Source organism: Mesorhizobium sp. P3_B5 (assembly GCF_056402815.1).
Genome location: NZ_JBFUGR010000010.1, coordinates 1 through 20,144, shown reverse-complemented (window position 1 = coordinate 20,144; position 20,144 = coordinate 1). Strand labels below are relative to the sequence as shown.

General features: G+C 62.2%; 14 protein-coding genes and 1 pseudogene. 3 read left to right on the top strand and 12 right to left on the bottom strand.

Features of this window, described 5'->3' with window-relative positions:
- Positions 1–12: 12 nt before the first annotated feature.
- Positions 13–1,194, bottom strand: a complete 1,182-nt coding sequence (locus AC1DVW_RS22555; RefSeq protein ID WP_477326007.1) for a DUF3095 domain-containing protein — start codon at positions 1,192–1,194, stop codon at positions 13–15.
- Positions 1,195–1,268: 74 nt separating this feature from the next.
- Here AC1DVW_RS22555 and AC1DVW_RS22550 point away from each other — a divergent pair, with 74 nt between their 5' ends.
- Together AC1DVW_RS22550 and AC1DVW_RS22545 are read left to right on the top strand one after the other, a co-directional pair.
- Positions 1,269–2,357, top strand: coding sequence for a glycosyltransferase family 4 protein (locus AC1DVW_RS22550; protein WP_477326005.1), 1,089 nt, complete (start codon positions 1,269–1,271; stop codon positions 2,355–2,357).
- A complete protein-coding gene (locus AC1DVW_RS22545; RefSeq protein ID WP_477326003.1) occupies positions 2,354–3,115 on the top strand; it encodes a polysaccharide deacetylase family protein in 762 nt (253 codons plus the stop codon). The genes AC1DVW_RS22550 and AC1DVW_RS22545 overlap by 4 nt, the downstream gene beginning before the upstream one ends.
- Before the next feature lie 62 nt (positions 3,116–3,177).
- Here AC1DVW_RS22545 and AC1DVW_RS22540 read toward each other — a convergent pair whose 3' ends face one another.
- From AC1DVW_RS22540 to AC1DVW_RS22530, 3 genes are all read right to left on the bottom strand, one after another.
- Positions 3,178–4,032, bottom strand: coding sequence for an MBL fold metallo-hydrolase (locus AC1DVW_RS22540; protein WP_477326001.1), 855 nt, complete (start codon positions 4,030–4,032; stop codon positions 3,178–3,180).
- A gap of 134 nt (positions 4,033–4,166) precedes the next feature.
- A complete protein-coding gene (locus AC1DVW_RS22535) occupies positions 4,167–4,616 on the bottom strand; it encodes a cyclic nucleotide-binding domain-containing protein (protein WP_477325999.1) in 450 nt (149 codons plus the stop codon).
- Positions 4,617–4,802: 186 nt separating this feature from the next.
- The gene (locus tag AC1DVW_RS22530) at positions 4,803–7,517 is read right to left on the bottom strand and encodes an ABC transporter transmembrane domain-containing protein (RefSeq protein ID WP_477326260.1); all 2,715 of its coding nucleotides are present in this window, start codon (positions 7,515–7,517) and stop codon (positions 4,803–4,805) included.
- Between the two features lie 268 nt (positions 7,518–7,785).
- Here AC1DVW_RS22530 and AC1DVW_RS22525 point away from each other — a divergent pair, with 268 nt between their 5' ends.
- On the top strand, positions 7,786–8,460 hold the full coding sequence (locus AC1DVW_RS22525) for a class I SAM-dependent methyltransferase (protein ID WP_477325997.1): 675 nt from the start codon (positions 7,786–7,788) through the stop codon (positions 8,458–8,460).
- Positions 8,461–8,582: 122 nt separating this feature from the next.
- Here the strand turns inward: AC1DVW_RS22525 and AC1DVW_RS22520 are convergent, their stop codons facing one another.
- From AC1DVW_RS22520 to AC1DVW_RS22485, 8 genes and pseudogenes are all read right to left on the bottom strand, one after another.
- On the bottom strand, positions 8,583–9,755 hold the full coding sequence (locus AC1DVW_RS22520) for a glycosyltransferase family protein (protein WP_477243169.1): 1,173 nt from the start codon (positions 9,753–9,755) through the stop codon (positions 8,583–8,585).
- The gene (locus AC1DVW_RS22515) at positions 9,752–10,996 is read right to left on the bottom strand and encodes a glycosyltransferase (protein WP_477243170.1); all 1,245 of its coding nucleotides are present in this window, start codon (positions 10,994–10,996) and stop codon (positions 9,752–9,754) included. The genes AC1DVW_RS22520 and AC1DVW_RS22515 overlap by 4 nt, the downstream gene beginning before the upstream one ends.
- A 1-nt stretch (position 10,997) precedes the next feature.
- Entirely contained in the window at positions 10,998–12,212 is a 1,215-nt protein-coding gene (locus tag AC1DVW_RS22510) for a glycosyltransferase family protein (protein WP_477243171.1), read from the bottom strand.
- Between the two features lie 115 nt (positions 12,213–12,327).
- Positions 12,328–12,930 (bottom strand): hypothetical protein, encoded by a 603-nt coding sequence (locus AC1DVW_RS22505; RefSeq protein WP_477243172.1) that lies wholly within the window; start codon positions 12,928–12,930, stop codon positions 12,328–12,330.
- 144 nt (positions 12,931–13,074) lie between these two features.
- Positions 13,075–14,808 (bottom strand): tetratricopeptide repeat protein, encoded by a 1,734-nt coding sequence (locus AC1DVW_RS22500; RefSeq protein ID WP_477325995.1) that lies wholly within the window; start codon positions 14,806–14,808, stop codon positions 13,075–13,077.
- A 28-nt stretch (positions 14,809–14,836) separates the two neighbouring features.
- Positions 14,837–16,177, bottom strand: coding sequence for an HlyD family type I secretion periplasmic adaptor subunit (locus AC1DVW_RS22495; protein WP_477325993.1), 1,341 nt, complete (start codon positions 16,175–16,177; stop codon positions 14,837–14,839).
- Between the two features lie 105 nt (positions 16,178–16,282).
- Positions 16,283–18,586, bottom strand: a complete 2,304-nt coding sequence (locus tag AC1DVW_RS22490) for a peptidase domain-containing ABC transporter (protein WP_477325991.1) — start codon at positions 18,584–18,586, stop codon at positions 16,283–16,285.
- 229 nt (positions 18,587–18,815) lie between these two features.
- Positions 18,816–20,144: pseudogene (locus tag AC1DVW_RS22485) on the bottom strand (hypothetical protein); the annotation flags it as partial.

Below are 20,144 nucleotides of genomic sequence, written 5' to 3'. Positions count from 1 at the left end.
TTCCGCAAGCCGTCATCGGACCGGCGCCTTCGCCTTCAGGCTTGCGGCAGCCATCGCATAGCCGCCGTCGGCGCCATCGATGAAATGAACGTGATCGGGCTGCAGCGGCGAGATGACGAGGCATGTCATCAAGGCCGACTGCTGGGGGTGCAGGCCATAGCTGCAGATGCCCGCCTCTTCCGCCTGCTTCAGCCGGTTCTCGATCCGTTGCAACACATCCGCGTCGACGTCGATGGTCATCTTCAAGCCGTCGTCGAACTTCCGGAAATCCGAATTGCTGGCCACCTCGCGTTTGTAGACCTTCGGATCGAAACGGCCGATCGTCCAGCCAAATCTATCGGTGACGGCCGTAAGCGTCATCAGGAACACTACCCACAGCTTCATCAGCCACCGCCGCCCTGGCGGCGCCGTGGCCCGCGCCTCGACATCGAGGCCGGCGGGCAGAAGACTGTAGGCCGGCCCGTCCACCGGTACCGGGTGGCCATCGCGCTCCTGCCTGCTTGCAAGGGCGATGATGTCGGAAGCCAGAAACTGAAAACCGCGCAAGTCGCGCGATGCCCCTGGTATGGCTATGATCGAGACGATTTCGCCGTGCCGTGCTTCAATCGGGTTCCAGCGGCAGGAGAGGCCGGTCAGATCCGGCCGCGCGCCGGCCGGCGCAGGGTCGATGCGGTAGCGCCCCGCTTTCATCTCGGCTTCCGCCCAACTGCCGCCACCGCCGGCGAACATGGCATAGAAGGCCGCTTCGGAGGCCTGGAACCTTGCCACGCGAACATCGAGGCCTTGCGCCCTTATGTCCTTTATCGGCACGATTGCCGCACGCAAGGTCAAGTCCAGTTCGTCCGCCACCCATCTCTGCACAGAAGCCAGCGCGTTGCGGGCGATCTCCAGCGCCGAGCCGGGAAACGCCACGAGTGCGCCGTCGCCGCCGAAGACAAAGGGAAGATCTTGCCGACCCAGCGCATTGAGCAGCGCCGAAATGACGCTGGCGCCGGCCATATTGACGGTTTTATAGCGCCCGGCCTCGATCGCCTTCGTCGAGCCGACGATGTCGGCGGTGGCCAGCGCCCAGCCATCGGGGAGAGGCCGATAGTTATCGATATCGGCAACGCTTTCGAACTTTGCGAAGACCGGCAAAGAAGCGACAAACGGGTCGGACGCGACATCTGTTTCCATGAGCATCAGATAGCACATTCCAGCGCTTGAAGGTGAGGTCGATCGTGCGTCGAAATTGACTTGCGCAGGTTTACCGATGATAGGATCGCGCGATGCGAATTGTCTTCTACGCGCCGCTGAAGTCGCCCAATCATCCTGTTGTCTCCGGCGACCGCCAGATGGCACGGATGCTGGTCAAGGCGCTGGAGCATGGCGGGCATAGCGTCGAACTGGCATCCGAGTTGCGCTTCTATCTACGCCAGCCGGAGCCGAAAAGTTTCGATGCGCTCAAGATCGAGGCCCGGGACGAAGCCGCGCGGCTGACAAGGCTTTGGCACCGTGACGGCAAACCCGATCTCTGGTTCTCCTATCATCCCTATTACAAGGCGCCCGACCTGATCGGGCCCGAGCTGGCGTCGGCCTTTGCCGTCCCCTATGTGACAGCAGAAGCCTCCTATTCCAGGCGGCGCAACGCCGGCTTGTGGGCCGATAGCCAGGCGTTGGTGGCGAAAGCCGTCGAACAGGCAGCGCTGAACATCTGCTTCACGCAAAGGGATCGTCAGGGGCTGGTAGATGCGATTCCCGACGCCGCTCTCGGTATGCTTTCGCCCTTCATCGACACATCGGCATTCCGCGAAATGCCGGCACGGGGTTGTTCGACGCGCCTCGTTACCGTCGCCATGATGCGCCCGGGCGACAAAGTCGAAAGCTATCGCATGCTGGCGCAAGCGCTCGGCTCGATCGGCCACCTACCCTGGACCATGTCGGTCGTCGGTGACGGGCCTGCCCGTGACGAGGTCGAAGCGCAATTCGCCTGCTTGCCCGCCGACCGTATCGAATGGCTTGGCGCCATCGAGCCGGCCGCCGTGCCGGATATCCTTTACAGCGGGGGAATTTACGTATGGCCGGGTTACGGCGAGGCCTATGGCGTTGCCTATCTTGAAGCACAGGCCGCCGGCCTTCCGGTGGTGGCTCAGGACATTGCCGGCGTGCCGGAGGTCGTGCGGGATGGCCAGACCGGGTTTCTCACCCCGCCGGGCGATGTCGCGGCGTTCGCTTCCGCCATTGAAAGGCTTCTGGCCCATAACGACGAAAGAATCATCATGGCCGCAGAAGCCAGACGTTTCGTCCTTGAGGAACGCTCCCTCGGTGGTGCAGCGGAGCGCCTGGCCGAACTTCTCAAGAAGATTCCGGTCTCATGACATCCGATCCGACCTGGCAGCCCTTGGTGGAAGAACTGGTGCGCCAGCAACGGGCGGGCCGCAAGGCAGAGTTCTGGCTGCGCGACGATGACGCCGTGGACCCGACGCCTGCGCTTGATCGGCTGCTCGACCTCACCGGTGAATTCGCGGTTCCGGTCACTCTGGCCGTCATTCCGGCGCTGACGGATGAGAAGCTTGTCGTCCGGCTTGACGAGGCGCCGCATGCCACGGTCGCCGTCCATGGCTGGGCGCACCGAAATCATGCGCCCGAGGACCAGAAAAAGCAGGAACTCGGCGCGCATCGGCCACGCGAGGCGGTGCTCGATGATCTGGCTCGCGGGCTGTCGCACATAACCGGCCTGCACGGCGCACGTGCCGTTCCGATTCTGGTGCCACCCTGGAACAGGATCGACGCCGGCTTGGTATCCGACCTTGGATCGATAGGGTTTGCGGCATTGTCAGTCTACGGGCCGCCGAAGCCGGCTTCGCTGGCGGTGATCAACAGCAATGTCGACATCATGGATTGGCATGGCACGCGCGGCTGCCGCGATCATGGCCTATTGGTTCAGGCTATCATCGCGCAATTGCAGCATGCAGTCGACGGCGGCGGACCAGTCGGCCTGCTCACTCACCATCTCGTACATGATGAATCAGCCTGGCTTTTCCTCGAACGGTTGTTCACAGTCACCGCGCAGACTGGAGCCTGCGCATGGCTTCCAATCAGGACCTTGATCGGGCGCAGCGCCGCTGGAGCATGATCCCGAAAAGTGGAATCCGGTTTTCGGATAAGATCATGCTCAAACAAGGAGAGGAAAATAGCTCAGCGCTCTTTGCGCAGTGAGATTGGAAATTTGAGCGTCTGGCCATCCCGCGCGGCAAAAGCGCCGGCAAACCTGTCTTTGGCCAGTTTCTCCATCTCGTCCAGTTCCCGGTCGGTGCGTGCCGGATCGTGGTGAAACAGCGCAAGCCCTCGCGCACCGGCGGCCTCACAGAGCTTGACCCCTTGTTGCCATGTCGAGTGCCCGTTGCCGCGGTAGCGCTCCATTTCCTCCTCGGTGTAGGTACAATCGTAAATGACCAGGTCGGCATCTTCGATCAGCCGAAGCACCGCCTGATCGAGTTTGCCCGGCTCGTGCTCAGTGTCTGTGATCACCGCCACGACGCGGCCGCCCCATTCGACCCGGTACCCTATGCAGCCGCCCGGATGGGTAAGACTGCCGGTTCGTACCATCACCCCTTCGCGCGGGCGAAGCACATCTCCGGATACGAAATCGCGGCAGTCGAGGCTTGCCTTGCAGATATCGAGTGTCACCGGAAACCACGGCGGCCGAATGAAGTCATCGACCATCTGCCGGGTCGTCATGCGTCCAGCGAGATGCCCGGACCAAAGCGTAAGCTTGATGCCCCGTTCATACATAGGCTTAAAAACCGGCAGCCCGATGATGTGATCGTAGTGGCAATGGGTGAAGAACAGGTCGAAATCGGTCACGCCCGATGCGCGAAGCATCGCGCCGGCAGGCCGCAGGCCAGAGCCCGCATCGAACAGAAGCGTATGCTTGCCGCATCGCATCTCTATGCAGTTTGTGTTGCCGCCATAGCGAGAGAAGTCTGGCCCAGATACCGGAATGCTGCCGCGCACGCCCCAAAACCTGACCAGGAAACCGTCGTCGTCCATGCTACCCCTTAGCAGTCCAGTCGCCCATCGTAGCCAAACAACTGTTGCTAGGCGAGACAGGTTTTTCTCCTGGTGACCTTGTCAGTATGAGGCCAGTGCCATCAAGACGGCGAGGATTGAGCGCAGGTCATTCGTCATTTGGCGCTTCGTGCGTCGATAAGATCCGCGGTCGTATGGCTCAGGCGATCAGCAAGAACCCGCACCATTTCGATGGTCATTTCCGGGAACTCGTTCATAAGCCTCAGGAAATGATCCTTGCGGATTCTCAAGGCTTCCAGCGGACTTGCCGCTCTGACGGTGGCCGTGCGGGAGCTGTTGCACAATATGGCGATCTCGCCAACAATCGAATTTGGCGCCAGTTCGGCAACTTTTATCGGCCCACTGTCGGAATCGACCAGAATATCCGCGCGGCCTGAAAGGATGACATAGGCGGCGTCTCCCTCGTCGCCCTGCCGGAAAAGGATCTGGCCGGTGCTGTAGCTCACCCGATCGGATGTGAACGCAAGCAGCTTGAGCTTTGTCGGCTCGATGCCAGAGAACAAGGGAACGCGTTGCAGCATTCCAACTTCATCCTTGAGCAGCATTTTCGCAAACCTTCCCAAAATTCGCGTTTGCCAGACTAGAGCAACGGTCGCCCGGATGGAATCAATTCTGTTACCGGATGGACAGACGAGACACGCGAAAGGTGGCGAGCCCGATCAGCCGAAAACCTCAATGACCATGCAGCAAGTTCCCACCGGCAGAATGATCCCATCTGAATGTCCAATGCTCTATGACAGCAATTCCTTGTAAATACCGTTCCCTGCCAAAAGTGTCTCGTGTGTTCCGTCTTCCACCAATTGACCCGCGTCGAAGACGACAACGCGATCGAACATCACCGCCATTGCCGGATTCGTCACGACCCACACAATTGCCGGCGAATGCCCGTCGCGCCTGGCTTCCTCGAGCACGTTTCGCAGCACCTTATCTTGCATGCGCTGGTCGAGCGCCGACAGCGGCCGGTTGAGAATGAGAAAATCGGGGCGCTTGAGCAAGGCCCGGGCAACATCGAGCTTTTGTCGCTGTCCACCGGTCAGCCGCCTGCCGGCGGAGCCGACGTTGAAGTCCAGGCCGACATCCAGAAGTTCGGCATAAAGCCCCAGCTCGTCAAGAATGTCATAGACGATGGAGCGTATGCGGTCCGGCGCGTCGGGATGGTTGGTGCCCACACGCCCGAACAGGACATTATCCATGACGGTGGCCGCGGCAATGTATTTGGCAGGATCATACCGTTCGACCGCATTTTGCAGTTCGGCCGGCAGGTTTTCATAGAACCGGTTGCGTGCAGCGACGATCTTGCTCATTAACTCGTCGCTCAGCAGACCGAAGCGGTGCCGGGGCTCGATATAGGCAAAGCTCAAGGTGATGATCATGGCGCGATCGTTCTCCGAAACCGCCTCGTGAGGACGGTTCTTGAGCCGTTGCAGCAAGGTTTCGTAGGCGGGTATCTCCTCGGCGCTCATGAAGGCGAGCTGCTGGAAGAACTGATGATCGGGCGGCAGGTCGGCAAACAGCTCGATCGTCTGTTCGGCGATCTCCATGCCCATTTCGTAGAGCGTGCGGTCGAGGCCGGCTTGCCTCAGCACAGAAGCAAAATAGGGGTTGGCCGCCAGGGCCCTGTCGGCCAGTTCGGGGCCAGCGGCAGCGCCGAAGAGCAGGTTTTGGCCGATTGTTGCTTCCTTGTTGTAAGCGCCCGGTTCGAAAGGAACCACCAGTCCGCTCAGCCCTTCGTGTTCCAGCCGGGTTCGCAGCGCCGCACGCAGTTCGACGATCCGCCTGGCAAGCTCCGTGTGACGCGTGAGGTCGGCCGAAGACCGCAAGCCAAGATCCAGAATGTCGCGCAACAGAACAACCGCGTCGAGCGCACGGCGCACGGCTTCAAAGAGGTCGTGTGGGCCGGTAGCGCCGGCGGAAGCATAGTTGATCCAGTCGCTGTGGATATCAAGATCCGGATTGCCCGACCGGCGTGCCTCGTCGACGTTCCAGCGGCGCTGGTCTGCCGCGGCACCGTCATAAGGCACCGATGTCAGCGGCGCATGCTTCAACCCGTAGAGCAGGTTATCGCGGAGGCTTGCCTGGAACAGGAAAACGTCCGACGAGGCATAGGACATGCGCCGGCCGGTCACTGCTTCGGGGAGTTCAAGCAGGTCGTCGGCGCCCGAAGTGACCCTTCCGCTGTCCGGCCAGTGCAGCCGCGCGAAGGCTTCTGCGAGCGCCTCCGCTCCACCTGTTGCGGTACTGACCAGCGCCACGGTCTCACCCGGCTTGATCTGGAGGGAGATCCGGTTGAGGAGCATTGCACCGCCATCGTCTGCTATGGACAGACTGATCGCCGACAGGGGGTTGGTCATCGGATCAGGATCGTCGATCGTCAATGCCCCGATTTTCGGCGCGATGAGACCCTCGACGGTGAACTGTTCAACGACCTGTTGATATTTGACCTGGACATCCTGCCGATCCTGATCCCAGTCGATCAGTTCCTTCATCGGTCCGGGCAGGTCCTTGTAGGCGCCGATCACGGCCACGAGCTGGCCGACGTCCAGCCGGCCCCCGATGACCAGATACCCGCCGATCATGTAGAACAGAAAGGGCGTGAGCTGCGCGAGAAAATTGTTGAGGAACTTCACCATGAATTTCCATTGGTAAAGATCGAAGCGGATCTTGAAGATGAGCCCGAGCCGGGCAGCTATGTCGGCGCGCTCGTAGTTTGATGTATCGTGGACGTGAACCGCGCCGATGCCGTCGACGATTTCGCCAACCCGGCCCGAAAGCGCGCGCGCCGTCAACTGCCGTTGGCGCCCGAGCACGATCAGCCGCCGCCGCATTCGCGGGATGAGCACGATCTGGATCACCACGATCACGACCGCTATCATTCCGAGCCAGACGTTCTGGATCATGATGAACAGCATAGCCGTCAGCGCCTGGCCGCCGAGCAGTACCGGCTGCAGGAAGGCATCGCCGATGAAGCCGCCCAGCGGCTCCACCTCGTCCTTCACCATGGTCGCCACTTCGGCGGATTTCACCCGCTTGAAGTAAACCGGCGGAAAACGCAGCACACGATCGATCAGATCGAAGCGGATACGCCGCAGCATGCGTTCGCCGAGGCGGCCCTTGTAGGTGTTGATGTAGAGTTTGAACAGGCCGTTGATGACGACCAGCAAGAGGAACACGAGGCTCAGGGCAAACAGCGTCTCCGTGCGGTCGAGCTGAAAACCGGAGAAGAATTGCACCTCTCCAATGAACGGCAGGTTATAGTGCAGCCTCATGAAGGGCAGGGTCGCGCCGGGTTGCTCGAACCCCTTGCCCTGGATTGGGCCGTTGACGATCAGCTTCGGCAGGTCGAAGGACATGAAATACGGGATCATCGAAAGCAAGACGATCATCAATATCCAGATCTGCTGCTTCCTGGTGTGCTTCCAGATATAGCGGGCTAGGCTGGGTTCCATATGCGACTGTGGATCCTTCAGTTGGAAGGATGCAGGGTGCAAAAGCACCTGCCGGCGAATGGCGTATCGGCAATGTCTTCGTCGCCAGCGACACGCTCGAAGCTGCGGTGCATGGAGGACGCCGACGGTCCGGACAGATGCAACCGGCACTCTCCGGCACCGGGCAATGGAGAAGCGGCTAGCAGCATATTCATGTCCGCGGATCAAACAGCCTTGCTGGGGGCAAGATTGCGTTGTGTCGCCCGAAATCCCACCATACAAGACGAATATGATGGATGTCACGCAACCACGCAATGCCGGCATTGACAGGCGCGAGCAAGCCCTGGACCTCACGCGGGGAATTGCAGCCTACGTCAACCATCCTCTCGTGGCCGGGCTGGCGCGCGTCATCGCCAAGCATCCGACGGCCGATATCGCCAACGCCTTCAACCACAAGCAGGTCGCCTGCAAGATGTGGGCGCTCGACAGGCTGTTCGAAAGCTGCGGCGGCCGGTTCGGGCGCATATGGGTTCTGGGTGGATGGTACGGCGTATTGCCGGCAATGCTTTTCAACGACGCCCGCTTCGACATCACGGCGATCGACAGCATCGACATCGATCCTGCAGTCGGACCGGTCGCCCGAACCCTCAACCGGGAAGCCGGCGACCGCTTCCGGGCGCTGACGGAAGATATGTACGCACTCGACTATGCGGCCGGGCGGCCCGACCTGGTGATCAATACGAGCTGCGAACACATAGCCGACCTGGGCGCATGGCTTGCCCTGCTTCCGCGGGGGACGAATGTGCTGCTGCAATCGAACGATTATTTCAGCGAGCCGACGCACATCAATTGCGTGGCGTCGCTTGCAGCCTTCGAAGCAATGGCGGCGCTACGGGAGGTGCGGTTCTCCGGCGAACTGCCGACAAAAAATTATACGCGCTTCATGCTGATTGGAACTGTTTGATGCATTTCGGCCAAAAGCGCGTAGCGGTTTTGGGACAACGACATGCATTAAAACAAGGACTTGAAGCGCGTCGCACCAATCTCACCAGACGCGACGCGCGTCAGGATCCAGCGTCTGTTTGATCATGAACCTTTCCGAAACCAGGCCGCTTTTAGGGACCATGTTCGATACCGCTCGCGCAGGATTTGCGCCGAGCGACGCGCGCCTTCCAGATCGAGACGATGCGCGGATGGCGTCGGTCCCACAAGCGCCTGTTCGATCGCTTGCGCCAGACCTTCAGGCGTCAGGTCCTTTTCCATCAGCACCATTGCAAGACCGAGTTCTTCGAGCATCAGGGCGCGAACCGTCTGTTCGGTTTCCCCGCCGGCTGCAAAGGGAACGAGCAGGGAGCGACAACCCGCACGCAGGACGTCACAGACCGTGTTGTAGCCGGCCTGCGAGACTGACAGGCGGGCGCCGGTCAGCAGGCTGGCGAAATCCTCGCGAAACCGGAAGATTGACAGGCCCGGCGTGGCGTCGCGTGCAATCGCGTCAACCTCGTCTTTCGGCAGATTTGGGCCGGTGATCAAGCACCATTTCCAAGCGTTGTTGGCATTCCGTGCCGCTGCGATGGTGGAGCTGACAAGGCCCTTTCCGGCAGCCCCGCCGCCAACCGACACCAGAACATCGAAGCGCTCGGGGGCCGCGGGGGGTGGCGGCGCGGCAACTAGCCCTGTGTAGGTGACCTCGGTCCTGATCGTCCCAGCCAGCGGAAATGTCTTGTCGATGGCTACGAAAGCCGGATCGCCATGGACCATAACAAGATCGAAATGCCTGTTGACGAGATCGACCGTTTCCTCGTTTCGGCCCGGCTTGACGCGCTCCTGAAGGATATCACGGACGGACGTCGCCAGCAGCGGTCTGGGCGACGTCGCGTCGATGGCCTCGATCAGCGGCAAGAGTTCGAAACGCATCTGCCGGCGCCCAAAGGGAAACGCCTCGACAATGACGATATCAGGCCTGCAGTCCCGGAATGCCTGCAGCAACATCTCTGAACGCCATTTCTTGAAGTCATCGTCGATGGGTTTGCCCTGCAGGTCGACAAGTCCGGAAAATCCTTCATCGCCGGAGGTGACAGGTGGCAGGGTTACAGATTTTACACCCGGTCCCGGAAACCCCGCGATCGGCGCTCCGCCGGTCACCACGGTTACGTCAAACCCGTCATCGACCAGAGCCGCCGCAATGCGGCTGGCGCGCGCGAGATGGCCAATACCGAGCAGATGCTGGACATAGAAGAAAGCGCGCGGCCGCTTCATTCGGCGGCCCGCCACTCCCGCTCGAACAATTCCTTGAGCTGTCCAATGCTTGCCATATGATCGAAATTGCCGCGCACGCGCGCCTCTGCGGCGTCGCCGAGGCGGGCACGGAGCACGGGATCACGGATCAGGCGCTCCAGCGCCTGTGCCAGGGCAACTGGGTTTTCCGTCGGAACCAGCAGCCCGGTTTCATCCGGCGATAAAAGCTCCGGCACGCCGGAAATATCGGTCGACACGCAGGCAAGCCGCTGGCTAGCCGCCTCCACCAGGACATTCGGCAGACCGTCCCGGTCGCCATCTGCGGTGATCCTGCAGGCCAGGGCGAAGATGTCGGCACTGCGATAGTGCTCAAGCACTTCTTTCTGCGCCAGCGCGCCTTTCCAGGAGACGCGACCCTCCAGTCCGAGCTTTTGCGCTAGCCCCTTGAGCCGTTCCAGTTCCTCGCCGCCGCCGATATGCTCGAAACGCCACGCCAAATCACCAGGCAAGAGGGCGAGAGCCTCCAGCAACGTGTCGTAACCTTTCTTTGCAACGGCGCGCCCGACACTCAGGATGAGGACCGGTTCGTCCGGCGCCGAGCCGTCATGCTGCTTTCGCGCCTCGCCGGAAATGCCGAAGCGATCAAGGTCGAGCCCATGATAGCTCAGATGCACAGACGAGTTGCCGTTAGCGAGTTTTTTCAGACGGTCGAAGCCGGTTTTCGTGCAAGTGACCGTCCAGCGCGCCGAGGCAAGCTTGCCAGCCAGATCCCAGTCCGCCGAAGTCCAGATGTCCTTGGCATGAGCCGAGCAGCTCCAGGGCAGGCCACGAAGCTGGCTGGCATAGCGCGTCACCGATGCCGGCGTGTGCGCGAAATGTGCATGTAGCCAGCCCGCGTCTTTCGGCCATTCGGTCGCCAGCACGAGCGCTTGCCCGAAGCGGCGCACGCGATTGCGCGTAAAGTCGCGGGGGATATCGGCCGCAAGCGATCCGAGCGCGCGCCAGAAGCCCGGCCGCAGCAGACAAGCAAACAGCGAGCGAACCACGCGCAGCGGCTCTTCATGCAGATATTCCGGTAGATAATGGACGGGCGCTTTGATCTCGTCATGCACGGGGTGGCGTTTTGCGTCGGTCGGCCGCCTGAGCGCGAAGATTATCAGGTCGAACCCCGCACGCTCCAGACCGAGCAGTTCCTGCGCGATGAAGGTTTCCGACAGCCGCGGATAGCCCTTCAGAACCACGACGATCTTGCGATGTTGCAACTCAGTTCATGCCTTCAATGACCGAAAGGTGATGGCCGGCCCGCCGGTCGAGCAGTTCCGCGACGATTTCAGAAATATGAGGCAGCCCTTCCAGCGTCAGATGCGGATTGCTCTGCGACGGACGGGGCCGGTCTGGCAGCACCTTCAGTGCATCGGCAAACCGCTGGGAATCCTCGGCTTCTTCCGGCAAAAGCATCTCGATGAGGCCGAGTTCGGCTGCGCGCCGTGCGCGGATCAGTTGTTCCTCGCGGGGCTCGACGCGCGGCACGATCAGCGCCGGCTTGTCGAAAGACAGTATCTCGCAATAGGTGTTGTAACCGCCCATCGCCACTACCGCCTTGGCGCCGGCAATCAGCTCTTCCATGCGGTTGTCGAACTCGATGATCTTGATATAGGGGATCTTGGACCCCTTCCTGAGCAGCTTGTTGCGCTTGCGCGCCGGCATGTAAGGCCCAAGCACGATCAGCGCCCTATGCTGCAACTGCGGATCCTGCTGATAGGCATCGATGACGTCGTGGATCAGATCGGCGCCGTCACCACCGCCACCGGTGGTAACGAGGATATAGTCGCCCTCGGGCCGGTGGCCGGGCAACTCGTTCTTCTGCAGGCTCCGTTGCAGGAAACCGACAAACTTCATCTTTGCCCTGACAGCCGGCGGCACATCCAGGCCGGTCAACGGATCGTAGAAATCCGGCGGACCATAGGCCCAGACCTTGTCGTAGAACAGGCCTATCTTGCGCATCACATCCCTGCGCGCCCACTCTGCTTCGAGCAGATGCGGCGCGTCCATCACCTCGCGCAGGCCAAGCACGAGGGTGGTGCCCCGCGTCTTGAGGTAGGACAGCGTGTCCTCGATCTCACCGCGCAGGCCGAGCGGCTCCTTGTCGACGATGAAGATATCCGGCCTGAAGCTCTCGGCTGTGTGGCGGATGATCGACTGGCGCATCCTTAGCGTCTCATGCAGATCGATATCCTTTTCCAGCGAAGTGTATTCGCCGTTGCGCAACTTGATGACGCTGGGGATCTTCACGAAGTCGACACGTGCGCGGTAGTCAAAGGCGCCAGCGATAGGCGCACCCGAGATGATAAGCACCTGAAGTCCGCGGAAATCCTCGACCAGCGAATGCGCGATCGTCCGGCAGCGCTGCAAGTGGCCGAGCCCGAACGTGTCGTGGCTGTACATGAGAATTCGAGCGTTTTGTACGTGCTGTGTCATTGTTGAACGTCTCTTAGAATTCTCGCATTGAGGACCGTGAGCGACCCGCAGGCTTCGAAACCATCCTGGTCTACCGACCTGTTTTGAAACATGATGGCGCAATTTTCAATTTGTATTACCCAAGGGGTCCAAGGATGACGCACTTCTTGATCGTGCCTTCAGGCTGATCGTCGTCCGCTATACGACGTTCGACGATGTCGTCCAAAAGCTTATTAATCACTCCAAAGGTCGGGTAATCCGAGCCGCCGCTTGACAGCGCCTCGTGGCTGATAGTGGCGCCAGCTATCACCAAATCGAAAGTATCCCGTGGAATGCCCGTCAGATAGGCTTTCTGATTACCTGAGCCCGAAACTGGATGGAATGGCGAATATCGCTCGGCAGGAGCCGGCCGAGACTCCATATTATCGTTTTGGGACGGATCGAACGGCAAAGCGGTGTCCAAAAGGTTGGCAGGGGCCATCCCCTCTTGATTCCAGTTAACTCCTGTCTCTCCGAACTCCATTGGTTTCAGAACGGTGAAGGCGAATTCCGCTATCCCGCCAACATACCTAATTGCTTGATGGGCATAAAGGACAAGGTCGCCAGGCGTCGCACGGCGCATATTGTTGTAGAACTCACGTCGCGCGCCATTGCTCTCGGTCTTGGGGGACCAAAGGTGCTGCCCATCAATCTCTTGACGTGCGGTCCGATTATGATTCACCCACCAGAGCTGAGCCATCTATCGCCCAGCCTAGCCGGAAATTCGGCAGGAATCGAGTGGATGCCAGCGTTCAAAACACACCGCCTGCAGTAGGGTGTGTGCAACACCGTTTGCCTGTCGATCGCAGACGTGCGTGGTTTGGCGTGCTTGCACTTGCAGGCCTCAACCCGAGACGAGTTCGGCAAGTTCTTCGGCTGCTTCATTGATACCGTGTGCAGCCGCTCGCTCGAGCCAAAGGCGACCGGCCGCTGGGTCGCTCTCCCCGGCGAGACCTTTGGAGAGATAGCGCCCGAGCATGAGTTGGGCTTGGCCATGCCCACGCTCGGCGGCGGCGACGAACCATTTCTGCGCCGCCGTCTGGTCGATCGGCAGGCCATGGCCGGCTGCGTACAGCGCACCAAGTGCAAACATCGCCCCGGCGTGGCCGTCGGCGGCTGCCCCCTGGAACAGCTGCACTGCGGTGTCTGGTGCGCGTGTGCCCCCGCGCCCGTTGAGCAGCATCTCGGCAAGCGCCACCTGCGCGTCCAGCACGCCGCCATTGGCCGCCCGGGCAAACCACAGACGGGCCTGCGTTGGGTCGGCCGCCACGCCGCGTCCATCCTGTAGGAGGCGGGCATACATGTACTGCGCCTCGGCGACGCCCTCGGCCGCGCGCCTCAGCCATTGAGCCGCCTGCCCCTCGTCCTGGCGGACGCCAACCCCATTGGTGAAGCAGAGCCCAAGATTGAATGCCGCGATCAGGTCGCCCGATGATGCGGCCGCCTCGAACCATCCGGCAACGCTTGCGCGGTCGTCCGGCTCGCCGGCTCCGCCGAGGACGAGATTGGCGAGGTCGATCTGTGCTTCCTGATTGCCGTGATTTGCGGCAGCGCGCAGCCAGCGCGCCCCCTCTTGGACGTCCTCGGCTACGCCGTTCCCCGTCAGGTAGAGAGATGCCAAAGCGCGGGCTGCGGCTTGGTGACCCGCTTCGGCCGCCCGCCGATACCAGTTTGCGGCTTCTGCAAAATCCGGCCGCTGCGTCTTCACATAACGATCGCCAAGGAGATAGGCTGCTTCGATATTGCCGGCCAAGGCGGCACGTCGCATCCAGGCCTCTCCGGCAATGATATCTTGGTCAACGAGTCCACCATCAATAAGTGCTAATCCCAACCGGAACTGGGCGGAGGGAAGGCCCTTCTCTGCAGCAGCCTGATACAGTCGGGCGGCTGCAGCCATGTCGCGTACCACGCCGAGTCCGTGCTCGGTAAGGACCGCCATAAGATAGGTAGCGGTCGGCAAGCCGGCGTCGGCAGCGCGTCTTACCTCGACCGCAATCCTGACCCGATCTTCGCGATTGCCACGCCGGGCGAGTGACAGGGCAAGGCCGAGACACCCTTCGGCGCAGCCAGCCAAAGCCGACTTCTCGTACCAGCGGTGCGCCGCATCTGCATTGCGCATCGGTTTGGGGCCGCTGGTAAGGATGTAACCGAGGATCGCCTGTCCGGTTGCCGAGCCCGCCTCGGCCGCCCTGGTTGCAAAGTCGAACGCGGCCGTGAAGTCTGGTTTGCCCGAGGAATCCGGTTTGAACAATTGCGTCGATTCGGCGCCCGTGCCATCAGCTTCCTTGGTCACCAGCCCGGTCAGGTAGAGAGCGGCGAGGAGCGCTTGCGCATCGGCGCTCCCGTGGTTGGCTGCCCGCAGCAGCCATCGCGCACCTTCCATACGGCTCGGCGGCACACCCGAGCCTTCGAGATAGCAACGCGCGACCCGGTACTCGGCGTCGACGATCCCCGCGCGCGCCGCTACCGCCATCAGCGGAAAGGCTTCAGCGGGCTTGCCGCCGTCAGCGAGCTGGATCGCCCGGCGCAACGCTGCCGCCGGGGAGGCCAGACCAGTCAGCCGATTTAGGATTGTCATCGATCCGGGCCTCTGATTCATCAGTACTCTATGGCTCCCGCATCGCCTCCTGGCCGATCGGGAGCATCACACCGAGAATGTACTTGAGCACTGTGCGCCGGCCGACCTTTACGTCGGCGGTCACCGGCATGCCGGGGCTGACGGTGAAACCGGCAGGCACGCCGTGGAGGGCGACCTGGTCGATGGAAATTCGCGTGCGGTAGAACGGTTCGGCGTCCGAAGGCAGCATGGCCAGGGAGCTGTTCGGATCGCGAGCCTGGTCCTGCGCAGAGAAGGAATCAGGGCTGAGCGTCCGCACGGTGCCATGAGCGAGGCCGTATTGCGAATAGGCGAAGGTGTCGAACTTGATGACCACCGGGTCGCCGACATGCACAAAGCCGCTGCTGCGGCCGACGATGTTTGTCTCGATCTCAAGCGGCGCGTTGGCCGGCACCAGCGTAATCAATCGCTCGCCGGACTGCAGGACCGAACCGACCGAGACCTTGGCCACGGATTGAACGATGGCGTCTACTTCGCTCTTCAACTCGACCAACTGCTTGCGCAGCTTTGCCTTGTTGAGAAGTTCGCGAGCGTCGGACATCCGCGAGCTCGCCTCCGAAAGACTCTGCGAAACATCCGCTCGCCAACCTTGAATGTAGCCGTTGCGCTCTGCGGCCACCGCCGCCTGCTGGAGCTTCGCGGCTTCTGCAGTCTGCTCGGCATTGCCGAGCGCCCTGGACATTTCGGCGCGATTGTCCTCGGCGAGCAGTGTGTTGAGGCGGCTGCCCACCTGTCTTGCTTCGAGCTGCCTGCGCATCTCTTCGATCGAGCCCGCGACCGCGAGCCGCTGGCGGTAGCCATCGGCATCCGATAGCGAACGCGAGATTACGGAACTGAGTTCGTCGCGCTGGCGGTCGAAATTTTCAACCTTGGCGTCGTAGACCGCCTTGCGGCGCTCAAAGATCGATGCCTGCAGGGTCCAGCTTGGGTCGAGACCGTCATAGTTGAAGGTCTGGCCATCGGCTTCCGCCTTCAGCCGCGCCACTTCGGCTTCAAGCGTCGAAACCTGCATCGCAAGCGCCGCCAGGTCCGCTGAAGCAAAGGTAGCATCGAGGCGAGCAAGCACTTGACCGGCCTGCACGTGCTGACCTTCACGGACATCGATCGAGCGCACGATCGCGGTCTCTAGCGGCTGCACGACGATGTTGGGCGATTTTGACACCACGAGCCCTCTGGCCGTCACAACCTGATCGACGGGTATCAGTCCTGCCAGGGCGATCAGCGCGATGACCAGGCTCGTAATGATCCAGACGATGCCGCGCGCCGCCTGCGGAATGGGCGCATTGGCGACAGCCGTCGACGGCCACTGGAACTCGAGTATGGCTGGCATCGTCGGGTCCCTCGTTTCCATCCGATGACGCCGAGCGGGGAGGGTGGTGAGCGAGGTACTACTCATGGGTTACCTGACCTGAAGCGCAAATGAGCCGCAGCATCGTCAAACCAACCGCGGCGGGATGGCGACCGGGCGGCCGCGGCGGCCGTCGAGGTGCCGGTTCTGCTGCGACCACAGCTGGCGATAGAGCGCGCATCGTTCAAGCAGCGTCGCGTGCGGCGCGACGTCGAGGACCTTGCCCTGATCCATGACCAGAATATTGTCGCATTCGGTCAACGAGGAGAGCCGGTGCGAAACGATGATCATGGTGCGCCCGCTGGCGATGCGCATGAGGTTGGCGCTGACCACGGCCTCGCTCTCCGGGTCGAGTGCGCTAGTCGCTTCGTCGAGGATGAGGATGGTCGGATCGTGGATGAGGGCGCGCGCGATCGCCAGCCGCTGTTTTTGACCGCCTGACAAATTGGGCGAACCTTCCTCGATGTAGGTGTCATAGCCATTCGGCATACGCTCGATGAATTCCTGGGCGCCGGCGAGGTGCGCGGCACGCATGGCGTCGGAAAGCGTTAGGCCTGCGCGCCCGGCGATGATGTTGTCGCGGATCGATCCGCGGAACAGAAAGTTGTCCTGGAGAACCACGCCGAGTCCTTGGCGAAGATGGCGCAGGTTGATCTCCTTGAGGTCGACGCCGTCAAGCTTGAGGAAGCCGCTGTAGTCGCGGTTGATCCCCTGCAGGAGGCGCGCGATTGTCGATTTTCCCGACCCGCTGCGCCCAACAATGCCAAACATGCTCCCGGCTGGGATGTGGAAGCTGACTCGGTCGAGCGCCGGTGTCTTGGTACCGATATAGCTGAAGGTCAGGTCGCTGAACGCGACCTGGCCGACAAGCCTGGGTCTCAGGCCGGTGGAATTTGAACTGCTCTCCAGCGGCCGGTTGAGGACCGACGCTGCCTCCCCGATCGCTGCACCGACCTCCTCGTAGTCCTCAACCAGTCGCGCCAGGCCGACCAGCGGCTGCGCCACGCGCTGGGAGATCATCATGAAGGCGAACAGGCTGCCGACCATATAGCCCGAACGGTCGTTCAGCGCGAGATAGGCGCCGATCAGCATGGTGCCGAGCACCATCACACGTTCGATCGGCGTGACCAGGGTCTGCGGCCAGTTGGCGAGCTGTCCGAAGGCGAGACGAGCCTTTCCCGCTTCCGCCACCCGCTCATCCCAGAGCGCCTTACGCTGCGGCTCAAGGCCAAGCGCCTTCACCGTCTTGATTCCGACGACAGTCTCGCCGAGCGCCGCCGACTTCCAGGTCTCGGCGTCGACCACCCTCTGGTATCTCCGGCGCAGCGGTCTGAGATAGGCCAGGATGATCAGCATGATCACGACCGCGCAGGCCAGCACCACCCAGGCGAGGGTGGCGTTGATGTAGAACATGACCGGTACCAGCACGCAGAGCGTGATCAGATCCAGGAACGTGCTGAGGAGTTTTCCGGTCAGGAATTCGCGGATACGATAGACTTGGGCCAGATGATACATCGTTTCGCCGGCCGGATGGCGCTCGAAATAGTCGAGCGGCAGGCGCAGCAGCCGACTGAAGATGTGCAGTTGCAGCTTGGTGTCCAGACGGGCGCCGACGACGTTGATGATCAGTCGCCGCGCATGGCCAAGAAGTGTCTCGTAGGCGAAGACCACGGCGATCACCGCAGACAAGAGCACCAACGTCGAGATGCTGTTGAACTGCAGCACCTTGTTGACCAGCGTCATGACGATGAGCGGCGGCAAGATGGTAAGGACACTCAGCGTGAACGAGGCAATGGCGATGTCGCGCAGGGGCCGGCTTTCCAGCCGCACCAGCTCGGCGAGCCAATGAAGAGTAAAAGGCGCATCCGCCGCCACATGGGACCGTGTCACGCGCAGCAGCACCGCCTCGCCGGTCCACACCTGCGACAGCCGCAGCTCATCGATGGCAATAGCCTCACCATCGTCTGGCGCGTCAGCGCTTTTGAGGAAGACGACGTTCCGCTCGGCACTCGCCCCGGTGAGCAGACCAGCGCCGCCATCGCTGAACAACAGGACGACCGGTCCGGTGTCCTGGAAGCGCAAAAGGTGGGACCAGCGGATGCGGACGGCGCGCGACCACATGCCGGCGTTCTGCGCCCACTCGGAGAGATCGGCGGCGGTCGGAATCTCGCTCGCTGCCCTGAATTCGTTGGGATCGAGTTCAACGCCGTGATAACGCGCGGCCCGCAGCACCGCCTTGAGCCGCGGCCCGACCTGGTCGAGCTCGGCAGGACCGCCAGGGGCTCGCGCGGCTGCGTTCTGGCCGCTCGCCTGGTCCGCTACGGTCTCGACTTCGGTGCCCGCGCGGATCGAGACTGGCGAGTTTTCGGGGTTTGCGGGGACGTTCACCATGGACTTCTCATCCGGTACGCAGGGCGAGGTTCAACAATGGCCGGGCCGAGGCGTTTCCGCCGAGGTTTCCGGCAATGCCCCATCGTACTCCGAACTGATCGGCCGCGCGACTCTCATGCCACCCCCTGTTTCGAGATGATGAACGCGCGGGCCTCGCTTTCCAGCGAAGCCCGCGCGCGCTTTTCAAACCTGGACCAATCTCCGTCCGTGGCCCATTCAACAATCCTGCTCACTCATGCGGCTTCAAGAGATCCTTCAGGGTCGTCTTGACGGTGTGGTCGTTGCTGGCGTAGCCGGCGCCAGACTTGGTCTGGTCCGAGGTGAGATCCGTGCTCGCCCCCGACGGCGTGTTCTGGTTCTGACCTCCGCCAATCGTCTTGAGGACGTTGAGCAGGTCCGTCGTCACGGTTGTGGACGCAAGGCCGATTAGGTTGCGGAACGACGCATGGCCGGGATCACCGCTGCCGTCGGTCGAGCCCGACTGCAGGAATTTCGCAGTGTCCTTGAGACCGAGGGTGTCGGACGTGACCTTGGCGTGGTTGTGACCAGGGCCGTTTTCGCCATTGTTGTTGTCCCCGGAACCACCAGGTGCATCCTGATCTCCATTGCCAAAGCCGTTATTGCCATGGTTGTGGTCACCTGTGTCACCGCCGCCCGAGCCCGTCGCTCCGGTCGCACCTGTCGCACCAGCCGAGCCCGTGGCGCCGGTCGCTCCTGTGGCGCCAGTCGCTCCGGTCGCACCTGTGGCTCCTGTGGCGCCAGTCGCTCCGGTCGCACCTGTGGCTCCGGTCGCTCCTGTGGCGCCAGTCGCTCCGGTCGCACCTGTGGCTCCGGTCGCTCCTGTGGCACCTGTGGCGCCAGTCGCACCTGTAGCTCCGGTCGCACCCGTGGCGCCAGTCGCTCCTGTGGCGCCGGTCGCTCCGGTCGCACCTGTGGCACCTGTGGCGCCAGTCGCACCCGTGGCTCCGGTCGCTCCTGTGGCGCCAGTCGCTCCGGTCGCACCTGTGGCTCCGGTCGCACCTGTGGCTCCGGTGGCACCTGTGGCGCCAGTCGCACCTGTGGCTCCGGTGGCACCTGTGGCGCCGGTCGCACCCGTGGCTCCGGTGGCACCTGTGGCGCCAGTCGCACCTGTGGCGCCAGTCGCACCCGTGGCGCCAGTCGCACCTGTAGCTCCGGTGGCACCCGTGGCGCCAGTCGCTCCCGTGGCGCCGGTCGCTCCGGTCGCACCCGTGGCTCCGGTCGCACCCGTGGCGCCAGTCGCACCCGTGGCTCCGGTCGCTCCGGTGGCACCCGTGGCGCCAGTCGCACCCGTGGCACCTGTAGCTCCGGTCGCACCCGTGGCTCCGGTGGCACCCGTGGCGCCAGTCGCACCAGTCGCACCCGTGGCACCTGTAGCTCCGGTCGCACCCGTCGCACCCGTGGCTCCGGTCGCTCCGGTCGCACCCGTGGCTCCGGTGGCACCCGTGGCGCCAGTCGCACCCGTGGCTCCGGTGGCACCCGTGGCGCCAGTCGCACCCGTGGCTCCGGTGGCACCCGTGGCGCCAGTCGCACCCGTGGC

What these genes read in the sequence shown, in the direction of transcription:
- AC1DVW_RS22555 (WP_477326007.1), bottom strand. Translation starts at nt 1,194, where the DNA reads ATGTGCTATCTGATGCTCATGGAAACAGATGTCGCGTCCGACCCGTTT.
- AC1DVW_RS22550 (WP_477326005.1), top strand. Translation starts at nt 1,269, where the DNA reads ATGCGAATTGTCTTCTACGCGCCGCTGAAGTCGCCCAATCATCCTGTT.
- AC1DVW_RS22545 (WP_477326003.1), top strand. Translation starts at nt 2,354, where the DNA reads ATGACATCCGATCCGACCTGGCAGCCCTTGGTGGAAGAACTGGTGCGC.
- AC1DVW_RS22540 (WP_477326001.1), bottom strand. Translation starts at nt 4,032, where the DNA reads ATGGACGACGACGGTTTCCTGGTCAGGTTTTGGGGCGTGCGCGGCAGC.
- AC1DVW_RS22535 (WP_477325999.1), bottom strand. Translation starts at nt 4,616, where the DNA reads ATGCTGCTCAAGGATGAAGTTGGAATGCTGCAACGCGTTCCCTTGTTC.
- AC1DVW_RS22530 (WP_477326260.1), bottom strand. Translation starts at nt 7,517, where the DNA reads ATGGAACCCAGCCTAGCCCGCTATATCTGGAAGCACACCAGGAAGCAG.
- AC1DVW_RS22525 (WP_477325997.1), top strand. Translation starts at nt 7,786, where the DNA reads ATGATGGATGTCACGCAACCACGCAATGCCGGCATTGACAGGCGCGAG.
- AC1DVW_RS22520 (WP_477243169.1), bottom strand. Translation starts at nt 9,755, where the DNA reads ATGAAGCGGCCGCGCGCTTTCTTCTATGTCCAGCATCTGCTCGGTATT.
- AC1DVW_RS22510 (WP_477243171.1), bottom strand. Translation starts at nt 12,212, where the DNA reads ATGACACAGCACGTACAAAACGCTCGAATTCTCATGTACAGCCACGAC.
- AC1DVW_RS22505 (WP_477243172.1), bottom strand. Translation starts at nt 12,930, where the DNA reads ATGGCTCAGCTCTGGTGGGTGAATCATAATCGGACCGCACGTCAAGAG.
- AC1DVW_RS22500 (WP_477325995.1), bottom strand. Translation starts at nt 14,808, where the DNA reads ATGACAATCCTAAATCGGCTGACTGGTCTGGCCTCCCCGGCGGCAGCG.
- AC1DVW_RS22495 (WP_477325993.1), bottom strand. Translation starts at nt 16,177, where the DNA reads ATGCCAGCCATACTCGAGTTCCAGTGGCCGTCGACGGCTGTCGCCAAT.
- AC1DVW_RS22490 (WP_477325991.1), bottom strand. Translation starts at nt 18,586, where the DNA reads ATGGTGAACGTCCCCGCAAACCCCGAAAACTCGCCAGTCTCGATCCGC.